The sequence below is a fragment of the Rhodococcoides sp. S146-33 genome (assembly GCF_059489205.1).
Genome location: NZ_JCAJWY010000001.1, coordinates 1,218,730 through 1,231,024, shown reverse-complemented (window position 1 = coordinate 1,231,024; position 12,295 = coordinate 1,218,730). Strand labels below are relative to the sequence as shown.

Annotated in this window: 12 protein-coding genes; 9 read left to right on the top strand and 3 right to left on the bottom strand. The window is 64.0% G+C overall.

Annotated features, from left to right (window positions below):
- Positions 1 to 23 precede the first annotated feature (23 nt).
- Together AC5WEY_RS05915 and AC5WEY_RS05910 are read left to right on the top strand one after the other, a co-directional pair.
- Positions 24 to 716: a GntR family transcriptional regulator gene (locus tag AC5WEY_RS05915; RefSeq protein WP_495645068.1), complete on the top strand. Its 693-nt coding sequence runs from the start codon at positions 24 to 26 to the stop codon at positions 714 to 716.
- 59 nt (positions 717 to 775) lie between these two features.
- The gene (locus tag AC5WEY_RS05910) at positions 776 to 1,579 is read left to right on the top strand and encodes an IclR family transcriptional regulator (protein WP_495645067.1); all 804 of its coding nucleotides are present in this window, start codon (positions 776 to 778) and stop codon (positions 1,577 to 1,579) included.
- Here the strand turns inward: AC5WEY_RS05910 and AC5WEY_RS05905 are convergent.
- Positions 1,549 to 2,424 (bottom strand): bifunctional methylenetetrahydrofolate dehydrogenase/methenyltetrahydrofolate cyclohydrolase, encoded by an 876-nt coding sequence (locus AC5WEY_RS05905; protein WP_495645066.1) that lies wholly within the window; start codon positions 2,422 to 2,424, stop codon positions 1,549 to 1,551. The genes AC5WEY_RS05910 and AC5WEY_RS05905 overlap by 31 nt on opposite strands.
- A 112-nt stretch (positions 2,425 to 2,536) precedes the next feature.
- Between AC5WEY_RS05905 and AC5WEY_RS05900 the strand changes: the two genes are divergently transcribed.
- The gene (locus AC5WEY_RS05900) at positions 2,537 to 2,917 is read left to right on the top strand and encodes a hypothetical protein (protein WP_495645065.1); all 381 of its coding nucleotides are present in this window, start codon (positions 2,537 to 2,539) and stop codon (positions 2,915 to 2,917) included.
- A gap of 289 nt (positions 2,918 to 3,206) precedes the next feature.
- Entirely contained in the window at positions 3,207 to 3,485 is a 279-nt protein-coding gene (locus AC5WEY_RS05895) for a hypothetical protein (protein WP_495645064.1), read from the top strand.
- 45 nt (positions 3,486 to 3,530) lie between these two features.
- Here AC5WEY_RS05895 and AC5WEY_RS05890 read toward each other — a convergent pair whose 3' ends face one another.
- The gene (locus AC5WEY_RS05890; RefSeq protein ID WP_495645063.1) at positions 3,531 to 5,021 is read right to left on the bottom strand and encodes a class I adenylate-forming enzyme family protein; all 1,491 of its coding nucleotides are present in this window, start codon (positions 5,019 to 5,021) and stop codon (positions 3,531 to 3,533) included.
- Positions 5,022 to 5,115: 94 nt separating this feature from the next.
- On the opposite strand from AC5WEY_RS05890, the gene AC5WEY_RS05885 reads away from it, so the two are divergent.
- The 5 genes from AC5WEY_RS05885 to AC5WEY_RS05865 all read left to right on the top strand — a co-directional run bounded on the left by AC5WEY_RS05885 (position 5,116) and on the right by AC5WEY_RS05865 (position 10,708).
- On the top strand, positions 5,116 to 6,399 hold the full coding sequence (locus AC5WEY_RS05885) for a PucR family transcriptional regulator (RefSeq protein WP_495645062.1): 1,284 nt from the start codon (positions 5,116 to 5,118) through the stop codon (positions 6,397 to 6,399).
- 197 nt (positions 6,400 to 6,596) lie between these two features.
- On the top strand, positions 6,597 to 8,444 hold the full coding sequence (locus AC5WEY_RS05880) for a DUF3556 domain-containing protein (RefSeq protein ID WP_495645061.1): 1,848 nt from the start codon (positions 6,597 to 6,599) through the stop codon (positions 8,442 to 8,444).
- The gene (locus tag AC5WEY_RS05875) at positions 8,441 to 9,853 is read left to right on the top strand and encodes a phytoene desaturase family protein (protein WP_495645060.1); all 1,413 of its coding nucleotides are present in this window, start codon (positions 8,441 to 8,443) and stop codon (positions 9,851 to 9,853) included. Before AC5WEY_RS05880 ends, AC5WEY_RS05875 begins: the two co-directional genes overlap by 4 nt.
- A 91-nt stretch (positions 9,854 to 9,944) precedes the next feature.
- Positions 9,945 to 10,304 carry an SDR family NAD(P)-dependent oxidoreductase gene (locus AC5WEY_RS05870; protein WP_495645059.1) on the top strand — a complete coding sequence of 120 codons (360 nt, stop codon included), beginning with the start codon at positions 9,945 to 9,947 and terminating at the stop codon, positions 10,302 to 10,304.
- Positions 10,193 to 10,708: an SDR family oxidoreductase gene (locus tag AC5WEY_RS05865; protein WP_495645537.1), complete on the top strand. Its 516-nt coding sequence runs from the start codon at positions 10,193 to 10,195 to the stop codon at positions 10,706 to 10,708. The genes AC5WEY_RS05870 and AC5WEY_RS05865 overlap by 112 nt, the downstream gene beginning before the upstream one ends.
- Before the next feature lie 613 nt (positions 10,709 to 11,321).
- Here the strand turns inward: AC5WEY_RS05865 and AC5WEY_RS05860 are convergent.
- Positions 11,322 to 12,104 carry a hypothetical protein gene (locus tag AC5WEY_RS05860; protein ID WP_495645058.1) on the bottom strand — a complete coding sequence of 261 codons (783 nt, stop codon included), beginning with the start codon at positions 12,102 to 12,104 and terminating at the stop codon, positions 11,322 to 11,324.
- Positions 12,105 to 12,295: the final 191 nt, after the last annotated feature.

Below are 12,295 nucleotides of genomic sequence, written 5' to 3'. Positions count from 1 at the left end.
CGGTGCCGATAGGATCGGTGACCATGAGTGTCGAGGTCGCGTCGTCCAACACCCCCGAATCGTCGGGGGTGGCGGGCGAACCGGGGGCGACCATGGCGGACGTCGCCTACTCGGCCATCCGCGACAAGCTCGTCATGCTGGCCATCAAGCCGGGTGAAGCCGTCGTCGAATCGGCGTTGTCCGCCGAACTGGGCGTCGGACGCACTCCGGTGCGGGAAGCGCTGAAGCGGCTCGAATACGAGCGTCTGGTCATTTCGCACGCCCGCCGTGGCACCTTCGCAACCTCTATCGACGTCGCCGACCTGGGCGACATCTCCGAGATTCGTCAGCGCCTCGAACCGTTGGCCGCCTCCAAGGCCGCCACCGCGGCAACGGCGACCCAACGTCAAGTTCTGTTGGGCATGGCCGACCGCACCGAGGGGTTCGAGGCGACACCGCCGAGCCAACACGACTTGATCAACTGGGACGCCGAGGTACACCGCACCGTATATCGGCTGGCGGCGAACCCGGTTCTCGAAGATGCCTTGATTCGCTACAACAATTTGGCCACACGGATCTTCTGGTTGTTCATGGATCGACTGCCCCCGCTCGCCGATCACGTGGGTACCCACACCGCGCTGCTCCGGGCGATCGCGGCCGGAGATGCCGAGGAAGCAGCAACGATTGCCCGCGCCCATGTGACCGAGTTCGACGACGCGGTTCGCGCCGTCATCTAGGCGTCCGTGCCCGAGGGGCGTCCCACCAGGTAGGTGTCCGGTTCCGTATAGTCCAAAGAGTGTCCAGCGACGATTCGACCCGTGCCTCGGAGGGTGGCGTCCAATCTGTCGACCGCGCTTTTCGGGTGCTCGAGGTCGTGGCCCGGCTCGGGGAAGCCGGCGTCAGCGCCATCGCCACCGAGATCGGTGTGCACAAGTCCACGGTATCGAGGCTGCTCGCGTCGCTCGAAGAACACGACATGGTGATGCAGACGCACAATCGCGGTAAATACCGGCTCAGCCTCGGAGTGCTGCGGCTCGCCGCCGCCGTACCCGAACGCCTGGAGATCACCGAGTACGGCCATGCCGTCTGCGAACGCCTGGCCGGCAAGCTCGGTGAGACAGTGAATATCGCTGTGCTGCGGGCCAATACGGCCATCCATCTGGATCAGGCTCGCGGTCCCAGTTCGGTCGGCACTCACAACTGGATCGGGGAACAGACTCCCCTGCACGCCACCGCAAGCGGCAAGGTGTTGCTCGCCGCGCTGGACACCGACACCCGTAAGGCGGTCGTCGATTCGCTCGACCTGAGCCGCTACACCGAGCACACCCTCACCACCAAGGCCGGTCTGACGGCCGAACTCGACGCCGCTGCATCCCTGGGGTATGCGGTGGTCGTCGAAGAGTACGAGACCGGACTCAATGCCATCGCAGCTCCGGTTCTCGACTACACCGGCAAAACGACGGCGGCGCTGAGCGTCTCCGGTCCGGTGTATCGCTTCGACGAAACTCGAATGCGAGCCATAGTCCCGGACGTGCTCGCCGCTACCGCCGAGATCAGCGAGAAGATGGGCTACCGCGAGTCCTTCATTCCCTCTGCCTGAGCGACTTCGGCACACTCCACCACGTTCGTCAGCAACATGGCCCGCGTCATCGGGCCGACGCCACCTGTTGCACCACTGAGCCGCCCCGCGATCTGCTCGACGCCGGGGTGCACGTCACCGAGAATGCCCTCGACGGTGCGGGTGATTCCCACCGACAGCACCGTTGCCCCGGCACTGATCCAATCCGGTTGCACCAGATGCGCAACACCCGCGGCGGCGATGACAACATCGGCGGCCCGAGTGTGCGCGGCGGTGTCCACGGTTGCTTCGTGGCACATCGTGACCGTCGCGTGTTCGCTCCGCCGGGTGAGCATCAACCCGAGCGGGCGGCCGACCGTGATGCCGCACCCGATGATGCAGAAGCGTGCGCCGGTGATCGGAACATCATGGTGGCGAAGCAGTTCCAATATTCCGCGCGGCGTGCACGGCAACGGCCCGTCCATGCCGAGCACGAGCCGACCCAGATTGGTCGGATGCAGTCCGTCGGCGTCCTTGCGTGGATCGATCAGTTCGATCACCCGGTGGGTATCGATGTGCGGGGGAAGTGGCAACTGGACGATGAAACCAGTGCACTCGGGGTCGCCGTTGAGCGCGCGCACTGCGTCTTCGATCTTGTGCTGGCTCGCGGTCGCAGGCAACCGCACCTGAATCGAATGCAGCCCTACTTCGGCACAGTCGCGATGCTTGGCCGCGACGTAGGAACGACTACCTGGATCGTCACCCACCAGAATCGTGCCGAGACCGGGTCGGATTCCCCGTTGCAGGAGGAGGTCGACTCGGTGTCGCAGATCGTCCTTGACGATCGCGCTGACGGCCGTCCCGTCGATCTTGAGCGCTGTGGTCATACTGTGGTTCCTCGGTTCGGCCGGCCGCTGTAGAGCTGATATATCAACTGTCGGTCAGGGTACGGTGAGTCGCAGGGACCGGTCAAGAGGCGCCATATGGGAGGGTCGAGACATGGAGCCCCTGCAGCCGATGCGGCCGGTCGACGTGCAACGTGACGAGCGCGAGGCTGCACCTCGATGGAAGGTGTGGGGTGCGCGCATCGTCCTTGTAGGACTTGTTCTGACCGCGATTCTGTTCGAGGACGGACAGTCATGGATGGTCGTCGCAGGGATATGCACCACAGCGATAGGCGCGGCGCTGACCGTTGCGTCGACAAGGCGAACGCTGCGCGAGAACGCTGGTCACAGAATTCCATGGAACGGTCGGCCACCGATCGAACCCCGGCAAGTAGACCTATTGGCGCCCTTCGGATTTCCGATGGCCGTCTTCGGCGTCGCGTTGACCGCGAAGAGCGCATACGTGCCGTGGTCTTTCGCAGCAGCGGTCGTCTGAATCGGCGTTGTCGGGGTGCCCCTGGCGGCACATGCATGGCACAACTACCGCGTCCGCAAGAGCACGCCCAAGCCCTGACCATTCGGGTCGGGTGCAAGGCTCGACGGCGATTGCCCGACGGCACAGCGCATACAACCGGCCGCGACTCCCACCCCGTTCCGATGAAATCCGACCGACCGTCGCCGATGAAGAGATGATCGAGTCTCTACTATGGAGGCGTCGTTGCCGGTTACCTGGAGAAAAACAGGTCGGGGCGGTGCTGCCGCACTGCATGCGAGAAGGAGTGCCGGTGAAACGTAAGTCCGCTTCTCAGTCGATGTTCCGCGACGGCGCCGGAAGCCTGGCGTTGGTGGCGGGCATCGTCGCGGTCGTCTGTGCATTCGTGCCCTTCGTCGGAGACTTCGTCACCATCCCGGCAGGACTGGTCGCGGTGATCAGCGGCTGGATCGGTCTCGGCCGCGCGGTCGAGGGCGACGCATCCAACGGCCGGGAGGCGGTGATCGGTGCGGCGCTCGGTGGTGTCGGACTGTTCATCGTGTTTCTGACCTTCGCGGCCTCGTCCATGTGACCGCGACCGCCCCGCTCCGTTAGCGACAGGGCGGGCCGGATCGGACTACGCGCCGAGCTCCTTCTTCACGATCTTTCCGACGGAGTTCTTCGGTAGAGCATCGTGGACGACTGTCCGAATCGGTCGCTTGAACTTGGCCAGGCTGCGCGCGCAGTGCGCGTCCAGCTCGTCGACCGAGATACTACGACCGGCTCGTGCAACGACGTGCGCGACGGGTACCTCCCCGTAGACCGGATGCGCTTCGCCGACGACGGCCACTTCCAGGACGTCGGGATGAGATTGCAGGACGTGTTCGATTTCGCTCGGTGCGATGTTCTCGCCGCCGCGAATGATCATGTCCTTGAGTCGATCCACCAAGACGAGATAGCCGTCCTCGTCGAGGACTCCGATGTCGCCGGTGTGCAACCACCCCTCTCGAATGGTCTTTGCGGTCACGTCCGGCAGGCCCAGGTATCCCTGCATGATCGTCTCTCCACTGACCAACACTTCACCGGTCCGGCCAGGAAGAGAGCTCGGACCGTCGGATGTATCGATCGCAATCTCGATACCGGGGAGCGCGATGCCGACCGTGCCTGGCTTCCGAATCCCGTTCGGCGGGTTGATCGTTGCCGCCACTGTGCACTCCGACAGGCCGTACCCTTCGACGACCGGCACGCCGAAGATCGATTCGAACGACGCGATCAGACCGGCAGGCATGGGCGCTGCTCCGCAGATGACGAATCGAAGCGACGAGATGTCGCGGTCGGTCGATCCACGGTCCGCCAGCAGTGAGTACATGGTGGGCACTGCGGAGAAGTAGGTAGGCCGGACAGTCTCCACGTTGTCCCAGAACGTGTCCGGCGAGAAACGAGGCGCGATGTGCACACGTCCGCCCGCTCGCAGCGGAGCGACCGAGCCGACGACGAGTCCGTTGCAGTGAAAGAGTGGAAGCACCAGCAGGCTTGTATCGGCCTCGGTCAATTCGCAGGTCGTCACGATCGCGGCGCTCATCCGGTCGACGTTGCGATGAGTCAGCACACAGCCTTTCGGCCGCCCCGTCGTTCCCGAGGTGTAGACGATCAAGGCAGGGGCCGAGCTGTCGACAGGCCCCGTTCCACGATGCGTGCCGCCAATCTGCGACGTCCGGGGTCGACGGGCGCGAGAATCCACGTCGATGAGCGAAATATCCTGTGCGCGTGAGAGAGTGCGTGCTCGCTCGCTACCGACGAGTACGCGGGCGGTCGAGTCCTCGAGTTGATAGCACACCTCGTCGTCGGTGAGTGCGGGATTGACGGGAGTCAAGGTTGCTCCCAGCACCCATGCCGCGAACATCGTGGTGATGATATCGATGCGATTCGGGAGCAAGACTGCAACCACATCACCCGCTGCCACCCTCGCGTCGACGAGTTCGGCGGCGACCGCATCGACTTCGAGCCCGAACTCGGCATTGCTCAACCGAGTGGAGTCGTCGGACAGACATGCGCCGTCGGGGTCGTTGTCGATGCGGCGGTACATCGCCTGCAGAACCGGCGAGGAGGCGTCGAGAATTGGCAGCATGTGACGTAGGTTACGGATTGCCCGTTTGAAAGACTTCGGTCCAGCAGCACAAAGACCGCGGATTATTTGTAGCCCGAAACGAAAAGGAACACCCGTGCCGACACCTGCCGACATCTCGCCCGCCTCCGCCGAGGCGGTGCGTACTCACGTGGCCGCGGTTGCCGCGCACCTCAATGCCCGGCTGGCAGATGTCGTGGCGCAGATGCGCACGACACTCGCGTCGCGCATCACGGAACTGAACAACGAACCATCGCTGATCGAGCTGCTGGGATCGAGTATCGAGGGCAACGTCGACACGATCCTGCACGCTCTGCAGCACGACATCGGCGGTGCCGGATTCGAGCCGCCGGCGGCGGCCATCGAATATGCGCGTCGCCTGGCTCAGTGGGGCGTGCCGGTCAATGCCCTGGTTCGCGCCTATCGGCTGGGACAGCAATTTCTGCTCGATCGAGCGTTCGAGACCTCGATGTCGCTGCACGCGCCAGACCCGGTCCGGATGGAAGCGCACCGCGTGATCGTCGATTCGGTGTTCGACTACATCGACTGGATCTCGCAACGGGTGGTCGCGGTGTACGAGACCGAGCGAGAGTCCTGGCTGGCGGACCGCGAGAATGCTCGACTCGATGCGGTACTCGATCTCCTGAACGGCAAGGGATCGGTGGATGTCGTCGAGCGAGTGACCGGGTATCGACTGCGCGGACGTCACCTCGCCGTCGTGGCCTGGGTCGGCGAGTCGGCCGTCCGCGACGACCGGATGCGCAGGTTCACCACCACTATTCGGGCTCTGGCAGCGGACCTGGACAGTCCGGCACCGCCCCTGGTGGTCGGACGGGACGGCGCAACCGCCTGGGGCTGGATCCAGATTTCCCCGACCCACACCGATCTGGCCGAGGTCCTCGATCGCATCAACGTTCGTCCGAGGACCGAGGACGCTCCCCTGCTGGCTGCCGGGGCCATCGGGCTCGATGCGGCTGGTTTCGTCGCATCCCACGAGCAGGCACAACGTGCCCATCACGTGGCGGTTCTGGGTGGCCGAGGCCGAACGATCGAACGCTACGACGACCCCGGGTTGGCCGTGGTGGACCTGTGCGCTCGCGACCCGTCGGCATTGCAGGCCTGGGTCCTGAGCGTCCTCGGACCGCAGTTGGCCGCCAACACCCCACATGCCGAACGATTGCGCACCACGTTGCGGGTGTACCTCGCCTGCGAACGCAGCCTCTCCGCCGCGGCGGCAGTGATGACGATGCACAAGAACTCGATTCGCTACCGCGTCGACAATGCCGAGAAGCTGCTCCCACGGCCACTGTCCGACGACCGACTCGCCGTCGAGGTTGCCCTCACCGCATGTCAGTGGCTCGGGGCTCGGATCCTCTGTTGAGAGTGCACTTTGTGTCGGCGTCACAAAAACGAAGGTGAGCCTCGGGTCGGCGAACCATTGGGACCGCCGATAGGAACCCCGTAGCTTTCTGTGGTGCAGGACACAGTCCGATGGTTGCGCCACCGCGACCCGAGCCTCGGGCGAAAGGGCTGACTCCTGCTCCTTCATCCTCAGCGCTCGCTACAGAAAGCTCACTCATGGGATTCAAGAACGGACAGTTTCCACCTGTCGAACTCGACACCTTCCTCGACCGGCCTCTGCTGGAACGAGTGAAAACCCTTGCACTGCATTGGGTCGACTACGGCTTCGGCTCGCCGAAGGTCATCCCCACCACCTACGTCGTCAAGCTCCTGGTGCTCTACATCGGGATCGGCCTGACTCTGGCGACACTGACATCCGGTGTCGGGATGCCGTGGGACGTCGGCTCGTGGTGGGACGACATCATCGTCTACCAGAAGTTGGTCTACTGGACGATGCTGCTGGAAACCATTGGGGTAGCTGGCTCGTGGGGACCGATCGCCGGCAAGTTCAAGCCGATGACAGGCGGAATCCTGTTCTGGGCGAAACCGGGGACCGTTCGGATGCCTCCGTGGCCGGGCAAGGTGCCGTTCACCTCGGGTGACACCAGGACGCCGCTCGACGTCGTGCTGTATCTCGCGCTCCTGGTGAGCCTGTTCGTACCCGTCATCGCGCCCGGAACACCGCCCGGTGCATTTGCCTCGATCCTGCCTGAAGGCATCGGCAACCTGGTCGACCCGCGCTGGGCGATCGCGCCGGTCTTGCTCACCATCGTTGTGGGCCTTCGTGACAAGACGATCTTCATCGCTGCCCGCGCCGAGCAGTACGGTCCTGCGATAGTCCTGTTCGGTCTCGTGGGAATTCTCGGTGACAACGCCATCGTCGACCTCGTCGTCGGACTGAAACTGCTCATCTTCTCGGTGTGGGTCGGGGCCGGCATCTCGAAATTCGGTGCACATTTCGCCAACGTCGTTCCGCCCATGGTCTCGAACAGCCCCTGCATTCCCACGCGCTGGGCCAGGCGCAAGCACTACCGGAATTTCCCGGACGACATTCGCCCCTCGGCAACCGCCAAATTGATCGCGCACGTATTGGGCACCACCGTCGAGATCGCGGTTCCGATCGTGTTGCTGCTGACCACCAACACGACGGTTGCCCTCGCCGGAGCGCTCCTGATGGTGGCCTTCCACCTGTTCATCATCTCGACGTTCCCACTCGCGGTGCCCCTGGAGTGGAATCTCCTCTTCGCCTATGGAGCGGTGTTCTTGTTCGTCGGACACCCTGCCGCACAGGGATTCTCGGTATTCGACGCTTCGCCGTGGTTCGTGGCGACAGCACTGGTGTGCTTGTTCTTCTTCCCGGTTCTGGGGAACCTACGCCCGGACCTCGTGGCCTTCACGCCCTCGATGCGCCAGTACGCCGGTAACTGGGCCTCCGGTCTGTGGGCCTTCGCCCCGGGAGCCGAGGACAAGCTCGATCAGATCGTGCGCCCGACCCGCAATCAGGTACGGCAGCTCGAAGCCATGGGATACCCGCCTGCCGTCGCCGAGATCACGATGCAACAGACCATCGCATGGCGCTCGATGCACAGTCAGGGCCGCGGATTGTTCTCGCTTCTGATCCGCAACGTTCCCGATATCGACCGATGGACGGTGCGTGAAGGCGAATTCGCCTGCAACTCGATTCTCGGCTTCAATTTCGGCGACGGCCACCTGCACGACGCCTCCCTCATCGCAGCAATTCAGCGACGCTGCAGCTTCGAGCCGGGCGAGTTCGTCGTGGCCTGGGTCGAATCGCAGCCCATCCATCGAAAGACGCAGTCGTACAAACTCATCGATGCCGCCCTCGGCGTGATCGAAACCGGTACGTGGAACGTCGACGACGCGGTGTCCGCCCAGCCGTGGCTACCCGACGGCCCCATCCCCATGTCGGTGACGTGGCGGCGTCGCGCAGACTCGACAACCGCTCGACACTCGGCACCAGAGGCGTCGTCGGCGACGGCCGGTGCTGGAGAATCGACATCATGACACGATCCGCGACGATAGTGGGCAGCGGCCCGAACGGGCTCGCCGCCGCACTTGCTCTGGCACGCGACGGAATTCACGTCACCGTGCTGGAGGCGGAGAGCGAGATCGGCGGCGGCACCCGTAGCCACCGGCCGTTCACCACCGTCGATCTGCTCGTCGATCACTGTGCCGGTTTCCATCCGATGGCGGTGGGTTCACCTGCCCTCGCCGGTCTCGAGCAGCACGGACTGACGTGGCTGTGGCCCGAGATCGACTGTGCACATCCACTTCTCGACGATGCGGCGGCGCTGCTCCATCGTTCGGTAGACGAGACTGCCGCAGGTTTGGGTTCGGACGGCAGGCGATGGAAGGCACTGTTCGGGCAGCCTTCGTCGGCGTACGACAGACTGTCCGCCGACTTACTCGGGCCGGTCGTCCACGCTCCCCGACATCCACTGCTGCTGGCGAGATTCGGTGCGCCGACTGCTCTGCCCGCTGCGGTGTTGTCACGCGCATTCGCCACGCCGCAGGCACGGGCATTGTTCGTCGGAGCAGCGGCACACGCGATGCGGCCGTTGACCGAAGTGTTCTCCTCCGCGATCGGGGTGGGAATCCTGACCGCGGGACACCACAACGGATGGCCGGTGGCAGAGGGCGGAACCGCGGCGATCTCACGGGCGATGCACTCCGCGCTCATCGAACTCGGAGCAACCGTGCAGACCTCGACGCGGGTTTCCTCGCGAGCCGATCTGCCGTCGTCGGACATCACGATTTTCGACACGACGCCGTCGGTGGTGTCCGACGTTCTGGGGCAGGAACTGCCGCCGCGCACACGTCGCTCCTACAACAAGTTTCAGCACGGACCAGCTGCGTTCAAGGTGGACCTCGCGGTGCGCGGCGGCGTCCCGTGGACCGACTCCAGAGTCGCACGAGCCGGCACCGTGCACGTGGGAGGTAGCGCCGCGGACACCATCGCAGCCGAGGCGGCAGTTGCAGCAGGACGAATGCCCGATCGGCCGTTCGTCCTCGTCGGGCAGCAGTTCGTTGCAGATCCTCAGCGCGCGGACGGAGACGTAGTGCCGCTGTACGCATACGCTCATGTTCCTGCCGGCCTCGACCGCGATGTCACCGACGTCGTGATCGACCGCATCGAACAATTCGCACCGGGCCTGCGTTCGCGAATTGTGGAGACAGTCACCACGTCTCCGCGGAGCTTCACCGAAGGCAACGCGAATTTCGTCGGCGGCGACATTCTGTGCGGTGCGTCGTCACCGACACAATTGCTCCTCGGACCACGGCCCGGCCGAGACCCGTACCGCACGGGAACCCCGGGGTTCTATCTGTGCTCTGCGGCAACTCCCCCCGGACCCGGTGCGCACGGCATGGGTGGACTGAACGCCGCCCGCCGAGCACTGCACGACCTGGCGTAGTGCCTGGCCCCGTATCGCTGCACGACAACACTTTTCACATTTCTCAACTCGTCAACATCCCGCCAGCCATCGAACAAGAGGAGCAAACACGATGCCACTCAACGAATCACTCAATGGCCGCATAGCGCTCGTCACCGGAGCCGGGGCCGGCCTCGGCGCAGCCATCGCGCGCCGATTGGCCTCCGACGGGGCCAAAGTCTTTGTCTCCGAGATTAATCACGCCGCGGCGCACGAGGTGGCGTCCTCGATCGAGGGAGCGATTGCGATCGCCGCAGATGTCACCGACGAAGGGCAGGTCAAGTCACTGGTCGAGCAAACCCTCGAGAGCACTTCGCCGCCCTGCACACAGCAGTTCCGAATGCTGGCGTCGGTGAAGTTCGCGCCATCGTACAGATGTCGTACGCCGATTGGCGACGCACCACCGCCGTCAACCTCGACGGAGTCTTCCTGACCATCCGTCACGCCGCACCCGCAATCGCAACGCCGGGCGGTGGAGCGATCGTCACCATCAGCTCGATCACCGCGACAGCAGGATCTCTACTTCTCGCGCCCTACGCTGCGAGCAAAGCCGCGGTGAAGAACCTGACCGAAACTGCTGCAACACAATTCAGAACACAGGGAGTCAGAGTCAACGCGGTTCTGCCGGGATTCATCGACACCGCTCTGGTCACCTTCGAGGCGGCCCTCGGACTACCTGAAGGAGGCTTCGACAGCCTCATCGCCGACAAACAAGGGCGCTACGGAACACCGGAAGAAGTTGCCGCAGCTGTCGCGTTCTTCGCATCGTCGGAATCCTCGTGGTGCACGGGCAGCAGCCTCGTCCTCGACGGTGGTCTCGTCGGCTCACTCCTCTAGCCCCCTGAGTTTCTACCGGAGACGCGTGAACGACAAACCGCGTCCCGGTAGACCCATCCGGTTGCAGGCCGACGGCCCTGCCGCACCGTACAACCGGACCGAGAGTAGCGATCCGGCGTCGTCACCACCGCCGAGAAAATGATCCGCTCGCCCAGACTTTCCGCGGTGCACTCGTGAACCCGCGTGAGCGGCCCCAGTGGTAACCGCTCGGACTTCGACCCACGGGCGTTGGTCGCGGACGACGAAGCGATCAGCGCACGGGTCTCCGCAGACAACTGACCCTTACAGCCACACCCACGGGAGACCTCGGAGCGCGGCCGGGCTGCGGAACAGAAATCCAGGTCACCTGGGTCAACGGCATCGCACCGTTCACCGACTCCGCACAACTCCCACTCGACGGAGGCCCCGCCGCCATCACAGTCGACGCCGGACTCGGCGCAAACTGGGTGACCGTTTCCGTACTACCCCAGCGAGCATTCGCCGTATCGAACTACATCTGGATCGCTCCGTAGAACGTCGAAAGCCCCGTGTTCCGTGACCTCGAAGGGTCCGGGAACACGGGGCAGGGGGGGGCGAATGTAGTGGACGTGCTAGAACATCCGGTACGCCGCGATTACTCGGCCAGCAGGCGGATCACCGAGTGCCGGACCCCCGCGATACTCGCCGCTCCGATGAGCAGAACACCAAGTACGAGGGCGAGGGCGTCAGAGCCTGCCAGGTGCCAGTGGAGAGCGTTGACGGCGGTTGCCGCGGCGGGAATCGCCAGCAACGACGTCTTGTACGCGATGCACACGATGGCGAGTGCTAGCCCACCGAGCGCTCCCGCCACCTGGAGGTTACCGAGATCGAAACCCGCCATGGCTGCGACAATCGCCAGCGAGTGGGCAGCTGCTGCGGCTTGGAACGTCGCGCTGGGCACGTGAATCGTGAGGCCGAAGGCAGCGGAATTCCCATCGCCCGCGGTGTGCCGTCCGCCCACGGCGTCGGTGAACCAGAAAGGCACCCTGATCTCGAAGCATGGGCGTCGCCTCCTGGCGGCCGCGACGCCAACCGACGCCGCGATCAGGACCACCAGGATCAGGGCGACTAAAGGTTGTTCGATGTGGACCCAGAGTGCGACGTTGACCGCTGCTGCTGCCACCGGAACGATCGCAAGACGCGACCTGTTCGCAGCCGCTGCCATCATCACTGCGATCATCCCCACCAGTACGACAGGAACGAGTTGGTTCGTCAGCAGAGTGGTCCCAGCCATGCTCGAGGCGATCCAGATGGAGTGGGCGGCCCCCGCTGCCTGGAACGACGCTCGAGGAAACAGGATCGGAATGCGCACCGCAGCCCGCACGGTGCGCCCACGAAAGTACATATTGAAGGGGATCGGAATCGAACCAATCCGCATAGGATGAAGCATGGCTACTCCTCGTCGTAGAAGGCTGGAGAGCTGAACCGGACGGCACACCCCCGGCCATGGGGGTGTGCCGTCAATTCTTACCTTGATGAATGCCACCTGACCAGCGACGATGCATACTTTCCGGATGAATAAATTGGCGGAAAATGTTTTTTTATTTTTAAAAACTGATACCGCGTTTT

Bases quoted from the DNA above. Each gene is read 5' to 3' on its own strand.
- AC5WEY_RS05915 (WP_495645068.1), top strand. From the start codon at position 24: ATGAGTGTCGAGGTCGCGTCGTCCAACACCCCCGAATCGTCGGGGGTG.
- AC5WEY_RS05905 (WP_495645066.1), bottom strand. From the start codon at position 2,424: ATGACCACAGCGCTCAAGATCGACGGGACGGCCGTCAGCGCGATCGTC.
- AC5WEY_RS05900 (WP_495645065.1), top strand. From the start codon at position 2,537: ATGGAGCCCCTGCAGCCGATGCGGCCGGTCGACGTGCAACGTGACGAG.
- AC5WEY_RS05890 (WP_495645063.1), bottom strand. From the start codon at position 5,021: ATGCTGCCAATTCTCGACGCCTCCTCGCCGGTTCTGCAGGCGATGTAC.
- AC5WEY_RS05880 (WP_495645061.1), top strand. From the start codon at position 6,597: ATGGGATTCAAGAACGGACAGTTTCCACCTGTCGAACTCGACACCTTC.
- AC5WEY_RS05875 (WP_495645060.1), top strand. From the start codon at position 8,441: ATGACACGATCCGCGACGATAGTGGGCAGCGGCCCGAACGGGCTCGCC.
- AC5WEY_RS05870 (WP_495645059.1), top strand. From the start codon at position 9,945: ATGCCACTCAACGAATCACTCAATGGCCGCATAGCGCTCGTCACCGGA.
- AC5WEY_RS05860 (WP_495645058.1), bottom strand. From the start codon at position 12,104: ATGCGGATTGGTTCGATTCCGATCCCCTTCAATATGTACTTTCGTGGG.